Raw genomic sequence first — 16,641 nt, 5'->3', positions numbered from 1 at the left:
GTGAGGAACTCAGAGACGGGAACTCAGACCGTGGCACCCGCGTTCGGATCGTCGGGGTCACCTTCCTTGCGCACCGGGCCCTTGATCAGGTCCTCGCGCTTGATGCCCAACCACATGGCAATCGCCGCGGCCACGAACACTGAAGAATAGATGCCGAACAGAATGCCGATGGTCAGGGCCATGGCAAAGTAATGCAAAGTCTGGCCGCCGAACAAGAGCATCGACAGCACCATGATCTGGGTCGAACCGTGGGTGATGATGGTGCGGCTGATGGTGGAGGTGATCGCGTTGTCGATGATCTGCACCGTGTTCATCTTGCGAAAGCGCCGGAAGTTCTCACGGATCCGGTCGAAGATCACCACCGACTCATTGACCGAGTAACCCAGCACGGCCAGCACCGCGGCCAGCACCGCCAACGAGAACTCCCACTGGAAGAAGGCAAAAAAGCCCAGGATGATGACCACGTCATGCAGGTTGGCGATGATGGCCGCCACCGCGAACTTCCACTCGAAGCGGAAGGCCAGGTAGACCATGATGCCCAGCACCACCATGCCCAGGGCCTTGAGGCCGTCGTGTGCCAGCTCTTCGCCCACCTGCGGGCCGACGAACTCGGTGCGGCGCAGGCTGGCTTCGGCGTCCAGCGCCTTCAGGGCGCCCATGACCTTGTCGCTTTGCTGCGCCGAGCTCACGCCCTTCTGGGCCGGCAGGCGGATCATCACGTCCTTGGAGCTGCCGAAGTTCTGCACCAGCACATCATCGAAGCCCAGGCCGGTGACGGTGCTGCGCACCTTCTCGAGCTCGGGCGCCTGCACATAGGCCACGTGCATCACCGTGCCACCGGTGAACTCCACCGACAGGTGCAAGCCCCGGGTCAGCAGGAAGAACACCGCCGCGGCGAAGGTGAGAAAGGAAATCACATTGAACACCAGCGCGTTCTTCATGAACGGGATGTCTTTGCGGATCTTGAAAAATTCCATCGCTTTGTCCTTGCTGGGCCAGTCCCCGACAGCGGGGCTGGCCGTTCATCAGTCTTGCGGGCTCAATCGGCCTTGGCCACGGCCGTGCCGTCGCCATCAGGGCGCCACACCGTGCCAATGGCCACGGACTTGAGCTTCTTCTTGCGGCCATACCAGAGGTTGACCAGGCCACGTGAGAAGAACACGGCCGAGAACATCGAGGTCAGGATGCCGATGCAGTGCACCACGGCAAAGCCCCGCACCGGGCCCGAGCCGAAGGCCAGCAGGGCCAGGCCCACGATCAGCGTGGAGATGTTGGAGTCCAGGATGGTGGCCCAGGCACGGTCGTAACCGGCATGGATGGCCGCCTGCGGCGAGGCGCCGCTGCGCAGCTCTTCACGCACGCGCTCGTTGATCAGCACGTTGGAGTCGATGGCCATGCCCAGCGCCAGCGCCATGGCCGCAATGCCCGGCAGGGTCAGGGTGGCCTGCATCATCGACAGCACCGCCACCAGCAGCAGCAGGTTCAGGCCCAGGGCCAGGCAGGAGAACACGCCGAACATCATGTAGTACAGGCACATGAAGGCCACGATGACCAGGAAACCCCAGGTCACGCTGTGAAAGCCCTTGGCGATGTTCTCCGCCCCCAGCGTGGGGCCGATGGTCAGCTCTTCGATGATCTCCATCGGGGCCGCCAGCGAACCGGCACGCAGCAGCAGCGAGGTGTCGGTGGCCTCCATGGCGGTCATGCGGCCCGAGATCTGCACCCGGCCGCCCCCGATTTCGGAGCGGATCACCGGCGCGGTCACGATCTCACCCTTGCCCTTTTCGAACAGGATGATGGCCATGCGCTTGCCCACGTTCTCACGCGTGACGTCCTTGAAGATGCGCGAGCCCTTGGCGTCCAGCGTCAGGTTGACGGTGGGCTCCTGGGTCTGGCTCTCGAAGCCGGGCTGGGCGTCGGTGAGGTTCTCACCGGTCAGCACCACCTGCTTCTTGACCACCAGGGCCTGGCCGTTGCGGTCGGGGTAGCGCTCGCTGCCGAAAGGCACCGGGCCGCGGCCGATGGCGGCGGCGCCCGCGTCGGAGCTTTCGTCGACCATGCGCACTTCCAGGGTGGCGGTGCGGCCCAGGATGTCCTTGGCCTTGGCTGTGTCCTGCACGCCGGGCAACTGCACCACGATGCGGTCCTGGCCCTGCTGCTGGATCACCGGCTCGGACACCCCCAGCTCATTGATCCGGTTGTGCAGGGTGGTGATGTTCTGCTTGAGCGCCATCTCCTGCACCTTGCGGGCGGCCTCGGGCTTGAGGGTGGCGGTCAACTTGAAATCGCTGCCATCGGGCGACTCGACCATCTGCAGCTCAGGCAGTTGGTCGGCGATCACGGCACGGGCGGCCTGCAGGGTCTGGGTGTCGCGGGCGCGCACCTCGACCGTCTGGCCGTTGCGGGAGATGCCGCCGTGGCGCACGTTCTTCTCGCGCAGCAGGGTTCGGATGTCGCCCGACAGGGATTCGGCCTTCTTGGTCAGCGCCGCCTCCATGTCGACCTGCAGCATGAAGTGCACGCCACCGCGCAGGTCCAGGCCCAGGTACATCGGGGCCGCGCGCACGGCACGCAGCCATTCGGGCGTGCTCGACAGCAGGTTCAGCGCCACCACATAGGATGGGTCACTGGCATCGGGCACCAGGGCGTGCTGCAGCGCATCCTTGGCCTTGAGCTGATCGTCGGTGGTGTTGAAGCGGGCCTTGACGGAGTTGCCGTCAAAGCTGGTGGCCTCGGCCTTCAGGCCGGCCGCACCAAGCACCTCATCCACCCGCTTGAGCATGGAGGCATCCAGCTTGAGGGTGGCCTTGCCCGAAGACACCTGCACCGCGGGCGACTCGCCAAAGAAATTGGGCAGGGTGTAGAGCACCCCAAAGAGCGACACGATCAAGATGATCGCGTACTTCCAGACCGGATAACGGTTCATGATCGCGCTGGTACCTGACTAATGAAGAGACGCAGTGACCGCCCACCCGGGGCCGGGCCACTGCCGGAATCGCACGGTGAGACTTACTTCACCGAGCCCTTGGGCAAGACCTGCACCACGGCGCTGCGCTGGATCTGCACTTCAACGCCGGCGGCCACTTCCAGGCTCAGATGGGTTTCGCCCATCTTGGACACCTTGCCCAGCAGGCCGCCCGAGGTCACCACCTCGTCGCCCTTGGCCAGCGCGTCGATCATGGCGCGGTGTTCCTTCTGGCGCTTCATCTGGGGGCGGATCATCACGAAGTACAGCACCACGAACATCAGCACCAGAGGCAGCATGCTGGTCAGCGACGACATGATGTCGCCACCACCGGCGGCAGCAGCGGGGGCAGTCTGGGCAAAAGCGGAAGAAATGAACACTGAAGACTCCACAGGGGGTAACAAATAGGAAAGCCCGCAGGCTGACCGCAGCAAGGCGGGCAGGCGGGTGCTGGCAAGATTGTATGTCGGGCCGCTGCGGCGGCAATCAAGGGTCCAATGCCCCCACAAAGGGGCCGGCCCGGGCAAAGCCGAGGCCGGCCGAGGGCCTTTCAGCCGGGGCTGGGCAGGGCCGGTGCCCCGTCCTGTCCGCAAGAGGCATCAGGCCGATCAAGCCGCCTTGGCGGCAGGGCGGCCCAGGCGCCATTCGGCCAGCAACTGATTCCAGCGCTGACGCGCCGCCGCCAGGTTGCGCTCCTTCACGTGGCCATAGCCCTTGATCTGCTCGGGCACCTGGGCCAGATCCAGCGCCAGGGCATGGCGCTCGGCGCTCAGGCCGGCGCACAGCTCCTCCACCAGCGCCTGGTACTCGGCGATCAGGGCGCGCTCGGTGCGGCGCTCTTCGGTGCGACCGAACACGTCCAAGGCCGTGCCGCGCAAGCCCTTGAGCCGGGCCAACAGGCGGAAGCCGGTGAGCATGGCCGGCCCGAAGGTCTGTTTGACCAGGTGGCCCTTGGCGTCCTTCTTGGCGAACAAGGGGGGCGCCAGGTGGTAGTGGAGCTTGTAGTCGCCCTCGAACTGCTCGCCGATGCGGGCCAGGAAGGCCGGATCGCTGTGCAGGCGGGCCACCTCGTACTCGTCCTTGTAGGCCATCAGCTTGAAGGCCTGGCGGGCCACGGCCTCGCTCAGCGCGGTCTTGCCCAGGGACGCCTCGGCCTGCTGCACCCGGCCCACCAGGGCGCGGTAGCGCTCGGCATAGGCGGCGTTCTGGTAGGCGGTCAAAAATTCGACCCGGCGTGCCACCAGCGACTCGACCGTCTCGCGGGGCTTGAACTGCACCACCTGGCTGGGCGCCAGCACCTGGCGCACCAGCGCCGGGTCGTGCGCGGCCAGACGGCCCCAGTGGAAGGCGGTCTTGTTGGCCTCGACCGCCACCGCGTTGAGCTCGATGGCGCGGGTCAGGGAAGCCAGGCCGAGCGGAATCCAGCCGCGCTGCCAGGCATAGCCCAGGATCATGGGGTTCACATACAGGCTGTCGCCCATCATGCGGGTGGCCAGGGTTTCGGCGTCGAAGGCGCCTAGGCCCTCGCCCACCGCCCGCGCAATCTGCGCGGCGCAGGCCTCGGCCGGGTTCTGCCAGTCGGTGTTGCGCACAAAGGCCGCGGTGGGCGTGCTGTGCGAGTTGAGCGCCACATGGGTGCGGCCCTCGCGCATGCGCATCAGGGTTTCCTTGCCGGCGGCCACCAGGGGGTCGCAGCCCAGGATCAGGTCGGCCGCGGCCATGCCCACCCGGGTGGTGCGGATGTCGTCCTGACGCTCGCCGATCAGCACATGGCTCCAGGTGGCGCCGCCCTTCTGGGCCAGACCGGCCGCATCCTGGGTGACGATGCCCTTACCCTCCAGGTGGGCGGCCACGCCCAGCAACTGCCCGATGGTGATGACCCCGGTGCCGCCCACGCCGGCCACCACGATGCCCCACACGCCACCGTGCTCAGGCGTCAGGGTGGGCAGCGCCGGCTGGGGCAGTTGGGCCAGTTCGAACGGCGACGGGGCCTGGCCCTTGGCCTTCTTCTTGAGTTGGCCGCCCTCCACCGTGATCAGGCTGGGGCAGAAGCCCTTGAGGCAGGAGGTGTCCTTGTTGCAGCTGCTCTGGTTGATGGTGCGCTTGCGGCCGAACTCGGTCTCCAGCGGCTCCACGCTCAGGCAGTTGGACTGAACGCCGCAGTCGCCACACCCTTCGCAGACCAGCTCGTTGATGACCACGCGCTTGGCCGGATCGACCAGGCTGCCGCGCTTGCGGCGCCGGCGCTTTTCGGTGGCGCAGGTCTGGTCGTAGATGATGACGGTGGTGCCGCTGAGCTCGCGGAACTCGCGCTGCACCGCGTCCAGGGTGTCGCGGTGCTGGATGGCGATGCCCGCAGGCAGGCCCTGCACGCCCTCGTATTTCTCGGGCTCGTCGGTGACGATGGTGATCTTCTGCGCCCCTTCGGCGCGCATGCTCTGGGCGATCTGGATCACCGAGTGGCCCTCGGGGCGCTCGCCCACCTGCTGGCCACCGGTCATGGCCACCGCATCGTTGTAGAGGATCTTGTAGGTGATGTTGACGCCGGCCGCGATGCTCTGGCGCACCGCCAACAGGCCGCTGTGGAAGTAGGTGCCGTCGCCCAGGTTGGCGAACACATGCTTTTCGGTGCTGAAGGGCTGCTGGCCCGTCCAGGGCACGCCCTCGCCACCCATCTGGGTGAAGCCGACAGTGGCGCGGTCCATCCAGGTGGCCATGAAGTGGCAGCCGATGCCGGCCATGGCGCGCGAGCCCTCGGGCACCACGGTGCTGGTGTTGTGCGGGCAGCCCGAGCAGAACCAGGGTTGGCGGTCGGCGCCCTTGACGCCCGCCACCTCGATCACGTTCAAGGCGCTCTGCTTGGCTTCCAGGATGGCCAGCTGGGCGTCGATGCGTGCCGTTAGGTCGGCGCCGACGGGCAGCAGGCCCAGGCGGCGCAGGCGCTTGGCGATGGCGCGGGCGATCAGGGCCGGGGTCAGGTCGGCATTGGCGCGCAGCAAGGTGTTGGCCGTGGGGTTGGGGCGGGCCCACTCGCCGCCGCTGAAATCACCCTCGCCCTCGTCGAACTTGCCCACCACGTTGGGGCGCACATCGGGCCGCCAGTTGTACAGCTCCTCCTTGAGCTGGTATTCGATGACCTGGCGCTTTTCCTCGACCACCAGGATCTCCTGCAGGCCGGTGGCGAATTCACGCGTGAGCTGGGCCTCCAGCGGCCACACCACGCCCACCTTGTGCAGGCGGATGCCGAGCGCGCGGCAGGCGTTGTCGTCCAGCCCCAGGTCCAGCAGGGCCTGGCGGGTGTCGTTCCAGGCCTTGCCGCTGGCCATGATGCCCAGGCGGTCGTTGGCTCCCTGCACGGCGGTGTAGTTGAGGCGGTTGGCGCGGATGTAGGCCAGGGCGGCGTACCACTTGGTGTCGAACAGGCGCGCTTCCTGGTCCAGTGCATGGTCGGGCCAGCGGATGTGCACGCCGCCCGGGGGCATCTCGAAGTCGGTGGGGATCTGGATCTGCACCCGGTCCGGGTCGATCATGGCGGTGGCGCTCGACTCGACGATCTCCTGGATGGTCTTCAGGCCCGACCACACGCCGGCGTAGCGGCTCAGGGCAAAGGCATGCAGGCCCAGGTCCAGGATTTCCTGCACCGTGGACGGGAAGAACACCGGAAAGCCACAGGCCTTGAAGATGTGGTCGCTCTGGTGGGCGGCGGTGGAGCTTTTCGAGATGTGGTCGTCACCGGCCACCGCGATCACGCCCCCCCAGGGCGTGGTGCCTGCCATGTTGGCGTGCTTGAAGACGTCGGAGCAGCGGTCCACCCCCGGGCCCTTGCCGTACCAGATGCCGAACACGCCGTCGAACTTCTGCGTGCCGGGCGGGGCAAACCCCAGTTGCTGGGTGCCCCACAGCGCGGTGGCGGCCAGCTCTTCATTGACCCCCGGCTGGAACACGATGTTCTGCGCCTTCAGGTAGGGGCTGGCCTTGACCAGGGCCTGGTCGTAACCCCCCAGGGGCGAGCCCCGGTAGCCACTGATGAAGCCCGCGGTGTTCTTGCCCAACTGGGCATCGCGCAGGCGCTGCAGCATGGGCAGCTTGACCAGGGCCTGCACCCCGCTCATGAAGGCCCGACCGTAGTCGAGGCTGTACTTGTCATCCAGCGTCACGGTTTCGAGCGCACGGCGGATGTGTTCGGGCAAAGGGGCATTCATGGCTTGTCTCCTGGCGGGCCGACTCGGGCGGCCCTGGGCGGGAATTTGTCAGTGGGTGACAGGCGGTAATAAACGCGACCGCCGGCTCGGGAAAGTGTATGCGGCCTGCCCTGATAAGTCTTTGCGAATAGTGCCCAGGAAAGGCTTTGAAAATTCAATACCTTTCTAAATTTGATCGAAAAAGAAAGATCTTTTCAAAATCAGAAAAGAGTCAGCAATCATCAAAATGATGCCGATGCTCCTGGATTCACCGAATACCACCGCACCGCCCAAGGTTGTCACGAGGCTTTCATGAAGAAGTTACAAATTTAAAGGCTTTGTAAAGCCCCTTGCGGAGTACCTCATGAAATCCTGGTTGATTGCGTCCACCCTGGCGGTGGCCACCCTGACGGCCTGCGGCGGCAGCAGCAGCACCCCGCCCAAGAACGTGCTGTTCTTTCTCGGCGACGGCATGGGCCTGACCACCCTGACCGCCGCCCGCATCTATGCCGCCGGCGAAGACGGCAGCCTGACCATCGACACCCTGCCCGAAAGCGCCTTCGTCAAGACCTACTCGGCCGATGCCCAGGTCACCGACAGCGCCCCCTCGATGTCGGCCTACATGACCGGCGTGAAGATGAACAACGAAGTCATCTCGATGAGCCCGGACACCTCGGCCTACAACAAGACCAGTTTCGCCGACTACGTGTCGGGTGCCGACAGCACCTGCCCCACCAGCGGCAATGGCAGCAGCGTGCCCACGCTGCTGGAGATCGCCAAATCCAAGGGCCTGGCCACAGGGGTGGTCACCACCACCCGCATCACCCACGCCACCCCGGCCGCCACCTACTCGCACATCTGCCACCGCGACGGCGAAAACGCCATCGCCGCCCAGATGGTGCCTGGTGGCAGCGGCTTCAACACCGCGCTGGGTGACGGCGTGGACGTGGTCTTCGGTGGCGGCCTGCGCCACTTCCAGCCCAAGGGCACGACCGGCAGCAGCCGCAGCGACAGCCGCGACCTGGTGGCCGAGATGAAGAAGGCCGGCTACAGCTTTGCCGGCTCGCGCACCGAGTTCAACGCCCTGCCCGCCAGCGGCAAGCTGCTGGGCCTGTTCACGTCCAGCCACATGTCCTACGACCTGGACCGTGACAGCAGCAAGGAACCCAGCCTGGTCGAGATGACCACCCGCGCCATCGACCAGCTCAAGGGCAACCAGAACGGCATGTTCCTGATGGTGGAAGGCGGGCGCATCGACCATGCGCTGCACGAGACCACCGCCCGCAAGGCCTTGCAGGACACCGTGGCCTTCGACAACGCCATCAAGGCCGCCATCGACAAGATGCAGGCCCTGGACCCGGGCCTGAAGAACACGCTGATCGTCGTCACCGCCGACCACGACCACACCCTGGTGCTCAACGGCTATGCCGCCCGCACCGGCAAGACCTCGGACAGCAACCCTGGCGTGCTGGGTCTGCTGCGCAGCTATGTGGACGGCCTGCTGTCCAAGGACACCGGTGGCAATCCCTTCACCATCATCGGCTTCGGCAACGGTGAAAACCGCCAGGCCACCCGCACCGCCCTGACCGACGCCCAGGTGTTCGACAAGACCTACCACCAGGAAGCCACCATCCCGGTGGCCGCCGGCAGCGAGACCCACGGCGGCGCCGACGTGTTCCTGGGCGCCATCGGCAAGGGCGCCGATAGCTTCACCGGCGTGATCGAGAACACCGCCGTGTTCGGCCTGATCCGCAACGCCATGGGCCTCTGATGAGCGCCGCCACACACCCCAGATCTGGAAACACTGCCATGAACCCGTTGAACCTCTCCCTGCCCCGTGGCCCGCGCTTTGCCCATCGCCTGCTGGCCCTCACCCTGGGCGCCCTGTGCGCCGGCCAGGCTTTCGCCGCCGGTGAAGCCAAGAACGTGATCTTCTTCCTCGGTGACGGCATGGGCCCGGTCACCGTCACCGCCAGCCGCATCTACAAATACGGCGAGTCGGGCCAGCTGACCATGGAGACCCTGCCGCGCACCGCCCGCATCAAGACCTACTCGCTGGACGCGCAGACCACCGACAGCGCCCCGTCGATGGCCGCCTACATGACCGGCGTGAAGATGCGCAACGAGGTGCTGTCCATGGACGGCAACACCCAGGCCATCAAGCCCGGTGCCGACACCAGCGTGAGCCCCAGCGTGAGCAACGCCATCAACAACTGCCCGGCCAGCGGCAACGGCGCCAGCGTGCCCACGCTGCTGGAGCAGGCGATTGCCGCCGGCAAGGCCACCGGCGTGGTGACCACCGCCCGCCTGACCCACGCCACCCCCGCCGCCACCTACTCGCACATCTGCCACCGCGATGCCGAGTACCACATCTCACGCCAGGCCGTGCCCGGCGGCGCCGGCTTCAACACCGCGCTGGGCAAGGGCGTGGACGTGATGCTGGGCGGCATCAGCTACTTCTGGCGCCCCTTCAACGCCAGCACCACGCCCAAGGGCCGCCCCGACGGGCGCGACCTGGTGGCCGAGATGCAGGGCCAGGGCTACACCTTCGTGAGCGACCTCGCCAGCCTCAACGCGGCCCCGAACAGCCGCCTGCTGGGCCTGTTCGACCAGGCCCTGTCGCAAGGCCACATGTCCTACGAGCTGGACCGCGATCCGGCCAAGGAACCCAGCCTGGCCCAGATGGCCACCAAGGCGGTGGACGTGCTGTCGAAGAACGGCAACGGCTACTTCCTGATGGTCGAAGGCGGCCGCATCGACCACGCCCTGCACGGCACCAATGCCAAGCGCGCCCTGGCCGACACCATCGCCTTCGACGACGCCATCAAGGCCGTGCTGGCCAAGGTCGACCTGAGCAACACCCTGGTGGTGGTGACGGCCGACCACGACCACACCATGGCCTTCAACGGCTACTCGCACAAGGGCAACGACATCCTGGGCAAGAGCACCAACAACCGCACCAAGCAGACCGCCCTGGCGGCCGACGGCAAGCCCTACACCACCCTGGTGTTCGGCAACGGCGGCGGCCCGCGCAAGTCGGTGCGTGACGACCTGAGCAACGTCGACACCTCGGGCAACAAGGACTACCTGCAGGAAGTGGGCGTGCAGCTGGGCAGCGCCGGCTCGGAAACCCACGGCGGCGGCGATGTGATGCTGTTCGCCACCGGCGCCGGCAAGGCCCCGTTCAAGGGCACGCTGGACAACACCCGCGTGAACGCCCTGGTGCGCCAGGCCTTCGGCTTCTGATGCGCACGAACCCCGCATCGCGCCGCCAGCTGCTGCAGGCCGCACTGGCCTGCGGCCTGGCCGCCGCAGCACCCTGGGCGACGGCCCAGAGCACGCCACAAGGTGGGGCCCAGGGCGTGGGCTCCGGCCCCAGCCTGGACCTGCTGGTGCGCCACACCAGCGTGTCGCTGGGGGCCGATGGCATCAAGCGCACCGCCGAGTTCAGCGAGCGCGTGCACCGCCGCCCGCAGATGGTGTGGATCGAACGTGTGATCCCGCCGCACGCCCACTCGGACGAAGAGCACGCCAAGGGCCACAAGGCCCACAAGCACCTGGACGTGGCCGCCGCCGCGCGCTGGGTCACCCGCGACGAGCGTGGCGAGCCGCGCCTGCGCCTGGTGTCGGCCGAAGACAAGGTGGTGATCGACATCGCCCGCACCGACTACGGCAACGTGGGCTTCGATGGCTCCTGGCCCGCCGCCTGGCACCTGATCGATCCGGCCGTGCTGCAGCAGCTCAAGGCTGCCGCGCCGGTGGGCGACACCACCACCTACACGCGCCAGGACGCCAACGGCCGCCTGACCGTGGTCTGGAATCACAAGCTGATGGTGCCGGTGAGCGTGGAATCCAGCGGGCCCCAGGGCTCGCGCAAGACCGTGGTGCAGGCCATCCCGGCCCCCGCCACCCCGCCCTGGGCGCGGCTGGACGGCTACGGCAAGAAGGATTACTCCGACTACCTCGACTGAGCCCAGCGGCCCAAGCCCCAGGCCGGCGCCCAGCGCCGGCCTTTCTTTTTGTTTGTCGGCTATGCTGCGGCCCTCACCCCGACCGATCGACCCTTTCGCCCTCTCACCCTGTGGACTCCCTCGACAAATTCGACATCGCCATCCTGAGCGAACTGCAGGCCGATGCGCGGCTCACCAACGCCGAGCTGGCGCAGCGCGTGGGCCTGTCGGCGGCGCCCTGCTGGCGCCGGGTGCGGGCCCTGGAAGAGGCGGGTTACATCAAGGGGTACCGGGCCGAGATCGACCGGCACAAGATCGGCCTGGGCGTGCTGGCCTTTGTGCGGCTGGACGCCGAGCGCAACACCGGCGACGCCACCAAGAAGCTCGAAGATGCGATCCGCCAGATGCCCGAGGTGATCAGCTGCCACTACATCAGCGGCACCGGCACCTTCGAGCTGCAGGTGGTGGCGCAGGACCTGGACAGCTTTTCGCGCTTTGCACTGAAAAGCCTGATCAACCTGCCCCATGTGAAAGACCTGCACACCAGCTTCTCGCTGGGCGAGGTCAAGGCCAGCAGTGCCCTGCCGCTGGGGCACCTGAAGCCGCCCGGCAGCAAGGCCGGCAGCGCGCGCTGACCCACCGGCATCGCCTGCCAGTGGGCGAGGGGCCTCAGGCCTTGGGCGTGAACCCGGTCAGGTAGCCGACCGAGGCGCCGAAGCGGTCCTTGAAATTGGCGCGCACCAGCGGGTCCAGCGTGTCCTTGACCTTGTCGTGCAGGGGCTTTTCCCAATCGCCCGGGTGCTGGAAGTTGCTCATGACGTAAGTCCAGCCATTGATCTCGTCCACCGCGTGCAGGCCGGTCGACTCGGCACCCGAGGGGCACGACAGGATGCGCGTGAGCTGCTTCGTGTCGACGTGGTAGGCCCACAGGAAGTTGTTCACGTGCATGCCGCTGTCCTCCCCGATGAACAGGGTGCGCAGCTTCTCGGAGAACTTGATGTTGTCGGGGTTGGCGATGTGGTCGGCGTGCGCCAGGTTGCCCAGCGCGTCGGGGGTCTTCAGGTCCACGCCCACCAGGGCGGCCGGGGGCTCCATGTGGGTGGACACCCATTCGCTGTCGATGGTCTGGCCGCTGCTGTCCTTCTGGCCGCCTTGCAGCAGGTGTTCGTACACCGCGCCGGCCTTGGGGCCCTGCACGCGGATGCCGCCCGAGCCATCGAGCATGCTGGTCTGGATGTAGGACATGGCCGAGTAGGCGCGCTTGTCCTTGGCATTGACCGTGGTGCCCTCCATCTTGGTGAAGCCCAGGCTGCCGCCCACCAGGGCGGCATAGCGGTGGGTCTCGAGGAAGGCGGCGGCCTTCTCCATGCCGGGCTTGAGCTTGACCCAGTTGAACTTGCCGTTGAACGGGATGCGGGTGTAGCTGGCATTCATCGGGTCGCTGGTCTTGACGTCCATGATGTCGCCGGGGCGGATGCCGCCGTCCACCAGGGCGCGGATCTCGGCGCTGGTCGCATGGCCCAGGCGGATCCAGCCGATGTCGCCCGCGCCCGGGCCCACGCCCGAGGTCTGCTTCCAGGTGGCCACGTACAGGGTGCCGGCCGAGAGGTCGCGGGCCCGGTCGGCCACGAACATGAACAGGCCACCGTTGGTGGCGTCGTCGCCCATCAGGGCGGTGCGCTCGTCGGGCATCACCTGCACCAGCTCGTGCGAGATGCGGCCCATGCAGTAATGCTTGGCGATGCGGCCCGTGCCGTCGGGCAGCACCGTCACCTCGGGCAGGTGGCCGTAGTGGTAGGGGTTGGCCTTGGACGCGTCGCCATACAGGTTCTGGCTGAAGGCCTTGAACTGCGCGTTGCTGGCCAGGGCGAAGGCATCGGGTTCGTACTCTTCGCTGGACAGGTGCGTGTTCCAGGGCGACAGGCTGGCGCCGCAGGTGATCCACAGGCCCTGCACCGAGGAGGTGTCCACGTTGTGGTACTTCACCACGCTGAGCGCGCCGGTGGCGGGGTTCTGGTCCAGCGTGATCACAGCGATGGGCGAAGGCAGCTGGCCGTAGGTGGCGGCGCCGGCCTGGTTGCGCGTGGCGTACTCGAACTGCACCACGGCAAACACCGTGTTGCCCTTGACCCCTGCCACCTGGGCTTTGGGCAGGGTCAGCAGCGAGGAGCCATCGGGGCAGTCAGAGTAGAAATGGCGCTCGCGCCCGGGCAGCGAGCGGTCCACGATAGGCTGGTTGCGGATGTCGTAGTACCCGCCGGCCAGCACCTGGCCGCCCTGCCCATCGGGCAGCATCTCGCCGGTCATGAAAAAGGGCTGGTAGGCCAGGGCCTGGGTGCGCTGGCTGCCGTCGGCCAGGGTCACGCTCAGGGCCGACTGCACCGTGGTCGTGGCCATGGCCTGGGGGTTGGCCAGCGTGGGCGCCACCATGCCTTCGAAGCGCACCGAGCGGAAGGCCGCGGGGCGCGCCGCCGGGGCGCTGGCGCAACCCGCCAGCCCTCCCAGGGGGAACAGGGGGGCGGCGGCCAGGGCACGCAGCACATGACGACGAGAAGGGCCGGCAACATCAGCAGACATGGGGAGACTTTCCAAGAGCATGGGGGATGACAACACAGCACCGGAGCAAGGCAGACGAACAGCTCCGGCGAAGCCGGTCAGCTTAGGCAAGGACCGTGACAACTTCATGACCCGGCCTGGGTCGCAGCCCTGCCACCCGGCGCAGGGGCGCCATCGCCTCGGAAAGTAAAGAGCCCCGATCGCACGAGGCCAGAGCGGCCTCTCGCTTGTTCAGGGGCTTTTTTTTGAATACATTGAACCCACTGAAAAGATGCGAGCAAGAACGGCCATGCCCCCAACCCACACCACGATGACGGTCCATCTGAACGAAGCCCTGAGCGACTTCGTCGCGGCCCACGTGGGCGAGTCCGGCACCTACGACAACGCCAGCGAGTACGTGCGAGACCTGATCCGGCGGGACAAAGAGCGCTCGGAGCAGCTGGCTTTCGAGCGGCTCCAGGCTGAATTGACGCACGCCTTCGCGGCGCCCGAATCCTCGTACCAGCCCCTGACGGCAGCGGAAGTGATCGCGCGCAACAAGGCCTGAACGTGGCGCAGGTGCGCATACAGGAGGCTGCCGCCTTCCGGCTGGACGACATCTACCCCCTGAAGCAGGCACATCAACAGCCTGCAGCCCCGAAGACCGCAGGCCTGCGGGGCTGCCTCAGCGTGGCCACAGCGCCCACAGGCGCAGCGGCTGCTTGAGGCGGCCGGCCAGCTCGCCTGCATCCGCCCCCCAGCCGGCAAAGTAGTCGGCCCGCACCGCGCCGATGATGGCGCTGCCCGTGTCCTGCGCCAGCACCAGGCGCTGCAGCTGGGCCGTGGGCCCGCTGGAGGCCAGCCACATCGGCGTGCCGTAGGGGATGTTCTGCCGGTCCACCGCGATCGAACGGCCCGGCGTCAGCTCCACGCCCTGGGCGCCACGCGGGCCCTGGCTGGCGTCGCTGCTGGACAGCGCCTCTTCCCGGAAGAACACATAGCGCGGGTTGCTCCACAGCAGCTCGTTGGTGCGCTGCGGGTTCTGCGCCAGCCACTGGCGGATGCCGGGCCAGGTGGCGTCGCGGGTCTGGCCCTGGTCGAGCAGCCAGCGGCCCACACTCTTGTAAGGCTGATCGTTGGTGCCGGCAAAGGCCAGGCGCACCAGGCGCTGCGAGCCATCAGGCTCGGTGATGCGCAGGCGGCCCGAACCCTGGATGTGCAGCACCAGGGCCTCCACCGGGTCGGCGATCCAGGCGATCTCGCGCCCGCGCAGCGCGGCCTGGGCCTCGGGCAGGGTGTCGATCTCCTGACGCGTGTACCAGGGCCGGCGCTGGTTGAGGGTGGCAGGGGCACGGTACAGGGCCACGTTGTAGCCGTTGCCGGGCAGGCGGCTGGCCGGGATCACGGGCTCGTAGTAGCTGGTCAGCAGCCCCTCAGCCTGCCCGTCCAGGCTCTCCACCCGGTAGGGTTGCAGGCGGCGCACCAGCCAGCCCAGTTGCTCTTCGGGCGTGGCGATGCTGAGCTGGCGCACCTCACCGCACAGGGGGGCAAACACCGGTCCGGGGCGCTCACAGCTCTTGATCCAGGCGTTCCAGGCCTCGAACAGCGGGTCTTGCCCCAGGCCGGGCAGTTCGGCCCAGCGCACCGGCACCCAGCGGCTGTTGCCCTGCACGCGCGGCGGGGGCAGGGGGCGGCTTTCGTCTTCGCTCAGCGTCCAGCCCGGCAGGGGGGCGGCGGGCTCGCCAGGCGAGGTCGGGGGGGTGGCGGGGGCCGTCGGGCTGCTGGGTGGCGGGCTCGCGCACGAAGCCAGCATTCCTACAATGACGGCCGTCACCGCCTTCCACAGGAGTCTTTTCATCATGGGTCTGATTTTGCTTGAAGCCCTGCTGGCCTTGCTGGTGCTGGTGGCGATTGTCTGGTGGACCATGTTTTCGGGCCGCCGCGGGGGCGAACCGGCGCGCGCCGAGAGCGTGGAAGCTGAAAAACCACACGAAAAATAGCAGTTTGGGCACGGCACAGTGCCGCAATTGCGCTTACAACGCGGGTTCGCCGTCCGTTTCCGGGCGGTCTGTCATCGGTCTGTTGGATCAAGGAGAGAACCCATCATGCGCAAGAACACCTCATCCCTTTTCATTCTGGTTCCCGTGCTGGCCGCCGGCCTGTTGAGCGGCTGCGCCGACATGAGCGAGAACCAGCGTCGCACCGGCACCGGGGCCGGCATCGGCGCCCTGGCCGGCGCGGTGCTGAGCTCGGCCACCGGCGGCAACGCCGGCACCGGGGCCGTGGTGGGGGCCGGCATCGGTGCCCTGGGCACCTACATCTGGTCGCGCCACATGGACGAGCAAAAGCGCACCATGGAACAGGCCACGCAGGGCACGGGCGTGACGGTGGTGCAGACCGCCGACAACCAGCTCAAGCTCGACATCCCGAGCGACATCTCGTTCGACACCGGTAGCGCGGTGGTCAAGCCCAACCTGCGCCCCATCCTGGACCGCTTTGCCGAGGGCCTGCGCAACAACCCGCGCGCCGAGGTGCGCATCGTGGGCCACACCGACAGCACCGGCAGCGATGCGGTGAACAACCCCCTGTCGCAAGACCGAGCCGCCAGCACGCGCGACTACCTGGTGGCCCGTGGCGTGCCCTTTGACCGCTTCATGGTCGAAGGCCGGGGCTCGCATCAGCCGGTGGCTGGCAATGACACCGCGGATGGGCGGGCGCGGAATCGGCGGGTGGAGATTTTTGTGGGTGAGAAGGGGTAACTTTTCATCCTGCGGATGAGGGGCGGTGGCGGGGTCTGGTCCGTCAATGGCTGATGTGCCTTGTTCACTGGGTGTGGGTTCTGTGTTGCCGCTGCGCTCTGGTCGTTCTGCTCTTTGTTTCAGGGCGGAGGCCGGGATTGCGGCCCGGCGGCCGCCTCACTTTCTTTGCTTCGCCAAAGAAAGTAAGCAAAGAAAGGCGACCCGAAGTCAGGGCCACTTCGTGGTTCCCTGCGCTGCTCGCGCCAGGGGGG

The 16,641-nt window shown here is 67.1% G+C and carries 13 protein-coding genes; 7 read left to right on the top strand and 6 right to left on the bottom strand.

Annotated elements, in window-relative coordinates; all coding sequences use genetic code 11:
• Window positions 1–23 precede the first annotated feature (23 nt).
• The 4 genes from secF to L880_RS0120370 all read right to left on the bottom strand — a co-directional run bounded on the left by secF (window position 24) and on the right by L880_RS0120370 (window position 7,167).
• A complete protein-coding gene (gene secF, locus L880_RS0120385; protein ID WP_019576906.1) occupies window positions 24–977 on the bottom strand; it encodes a protein translocase subunit SecF in 954 nt (317 codons plus the stop codon).
• Window positions 978–1,039: 62 nt separating this feature from the next.
• The gene (gene secD / locus L880_RS0120380; protein WP_027477249.1) at window positions 1,040–2,926 is read right to left on the bottom strand and encodes a protein translocase subunit SecD; all 1,887 of its coding nucleotides are present in this window, start codon (window positions 2,924–2,926) and stop codon (window positions 1,040–1,042) included.
• 83 nt (window positions 2,927–3,009) lie between these two features.
• On the bottom strand, window positions 3,010–3,345 hold the full coding sequence (yajC, locus tag L880_RS0120375; protein ID WP_027477248.1) for a preprotein translocase subunit YajC: 336 nt from the start codon (window positions 3,343–3,345) through the stop codon (window positions 3,010–3,012).
• 228 nt (window positions 3,346–3,573) lie between these two features.
• The gene (locus L880_RS0120370) at window positions 3,574–7,167 is read right to left on the bottom strand and encodes an indolepyruvate ferredoxin oxidoreductase family protein (RefSeq protein WP_027477247.1); all 3,594 of its coding nucleotides are present in this window, start codon (window positions 7,165–7,167) and stop codon (window positions 3,574–3,576) included.
• Window positions 7,168–7,510: 343 nt separating this feature from the next.
• On the opposite strand from L880_RS0120370, the gene L880_RS0120360 reads away from it, so the two are divergent.
• The 4 genes from L880_RS0120360 (at window position 7,511) to L880_RS0120345 (ending at window position 11,731) form a co-directional block, all read left to right on the top strand.
• Window positions 7,511–8,917 (top strand): alkaline phosphatase, encoded by a 1,407-nt coding sequence (locus L880_RS0120360; RefSeq protein ID WP_027477246.1) that lies wholly within the window; start codon window positions 7,511–7,513, stop codon window positions 8,915–8,917.
• 38 nt (window positions 8,918–8,955) lie between these two features.
• Entirely contained in the window at window positions 8,956–10,392 is a 1,437-nt protein-coding gene (locus L880_RS0120355) for an alkaline phosphatase (RefSeq protein WP_051443465.1), read from the top strand.
• The gene (locus L880_RS0120350) at window positions 10,392–11,117 is read left to right on the top strand and encodes a hypothetical protein (RefSeq protein ID WP_043330082.1); all 726 of its coding nucleotides are present in this window, start codon (window positions 10,392–10,394) and stop codon (window positions 11,115–11,117) included. The genes L880_RS0120355 and L880_RS0120350 overlap by 1 nt, the downstream gene beginning before the upstream one ends.
• Before the next feature lie 110 nt (window positions 11,118–11,227).
• Window positions 11,228–11,731, top strand: a complete 504-nt coding sequence (locus L880_RS0120345; RefSeq protein ID WP_027477243.1) for an Lrp/AsnC family transcriptional regulator — start codon at window positions 11,228–11,230, stop codon at window positions 11,729–11,731.
• A 34-nt stretch (window positions 11,732–11,765) separates the two neighbouring features.
• Here the strand turns inward: L880_RS0120345 and L880_RS0120340 are convergent, their stop codons facing one another.
• On the bottom strand, window positions 11,766–13,673 hold the full coding sequence (locus L880_RS0120340; protein WP_027477242.1) for a PhoX family protein: 1,908 nt from the start codon (window positions 13,671–13,673) through the stop codon (window positions 11,766–11,768).
• Window positions 13,674–13,941: 268 nt separating this feature from the next.
• Here L880_RS0120340 and L880_RS0120335 point away from each other — a divergent pair, with 268 nt between their 5' ends.
• Window positions 13,942–14,199, top strand: coding sequence for a ribbon-helix-helix domain-containing protein (locus L880_RS0120335; RefSeq protein ID WP_027477241.1), 258 nt, complete (start codon window positions 13,942–13,944; stop codon window positions 14,197–14,199).
• Between the two features lie 117 nt (window positions 14,200–14,316).
• On the opposite strand, the gene mltA is transcribed toward L880_RS0120335, so the two are convergent.
• Window positions 14,317–15,558, bottom strand: coding sequence for a murein transglycosylase A (gene mltA, locus L880_RS0120330; RefSeq protein WP_157463002.1), 1,242 nt, complete (start codon window positions 15,556–15,558; stop codon window positions 14,317–14,319).
• On the opposite strand from mltA, the gene L880_RS36075 reads away from it, so the two are divergent.
• Window positions 15,491–15,631 carry a hypothetical protein gene (locus L880_RS36075; protein WP_169737790.1) on the top strand — a complete coding sequence of 47 codons (141 nt, stop codon included), beginning with the start codon at window positions 15,491–15,493 and terminating at the stop codon, window positions 15,629–15,631. The genes mltA and L880_RS36075 overlap by 68 nt on opposite strands.
• 105 nt (window positions 15,632–15,736) lie before the next feature.
• On the top strand, window positions 15,737–16,390 hold the full coding sequence (locus tag L880_RS0120320; protein WP_027477239.1) for a YiaD family glycine zipper/OmpA-like lipoprotein: 654 nt from the start codon (window positions 15,737–15,739) through the stop codon (window positions 16,388–16,390).
• Window positions 16,391–16,641: the final 251 nt, after the last annotated feature.

It is taken from the genome of Curvibacter gracilis ATCC BAA-807 (assembly GCF_000518645.1).
Lineage (GTDB): Bacteria > Pseudomonadota > Gammaproteobacteria > Burkholderiales > Burkholderiaceae_C > Curvibacter > Curvibacter gracilis.
The sequence above is the reverse complement of the archived record's forward strand: the minus strand, read 5'-3'. Positions and strand labels throughout refer to the sequence as shown.

Bases quoted from the DNA above. Each gene is read 5' to 3' on its own strand.
- mltA (WP_157463002.1), bottom strand. From the start codon at position 15,558: ATGGTCCACCAGACAATCGCCACCAGCACCAGCAAGGCCAGCAGGGCT.
- L880_RS0120360 (WP_027477246.1), top strand. From the start codon at position 7,511: ATGAAATCCTGGTTGATTGCGTCCACCCTGGCGGTGGCCACCCTGACG.
- L880_RS0120320 (WP_027477239.1), top strand. From the start codon at position 15,737: ATGCGCAAGAACACCTCATCCCTTTTCATTCTGGTTCCCGTGCTGGCC.
- secF (WP_019576906.1), bottom strand. From the start codon at position 977: ATGGAATTTTTCAAGATCCGCAAAGACATCCCGTTCATGAAGAACGCG.
- L880_RS0120370 (WP_027477247.1), bottom strand. From the start codon at position 7,167: ATGAATGCCCCTTTGCCCGAACACATCCGCCGTGCGCTCGAAACCGTG.
- L880_RS0120355 (WP_051443465.1), top strand. From the start codon at position 8,956: ATGAACCCGTTGAACCTCTCCCTGCCCCGTGGCCCGCGCTTTGCCCAT.
- L880_RS0120340 (WP_027477242.1), bottom strand. From the start codon at position 13,673: ATGTCTGCTGATGTTGCCGGCCCTTCTCGTCGTCATGTGCTGCGTGCC.
- L880_RS36075 (WP_169737790.1), top strand. From the start codon at position 15,491: ATGGGTCTGATTTTGCTTGAAGCCCTGCTGGCCTTGCTGGTGCTGGTG.
- secD (WP_027477249.1), bottom strand. From the start codon at position 2,926: ATGAACCGTTATCCGGTCTGGAAGTACGCGATCATCTTGATCGTGTCG.
- L880_RS0120335 (WP_027477241.1), top strand. From the start codon at position 13,942: ATGCCCCCAACCCACACCACGATGACGGTCCATCTGAACGAAGCCCTG.
- L880_RS0120350 (WP_043330082.1), top strand. From the start codon at position 10,392: ATGCGCACGAACCCCGCATCGCGCCGCCAGCTGCTGCAGGCCGCACTG.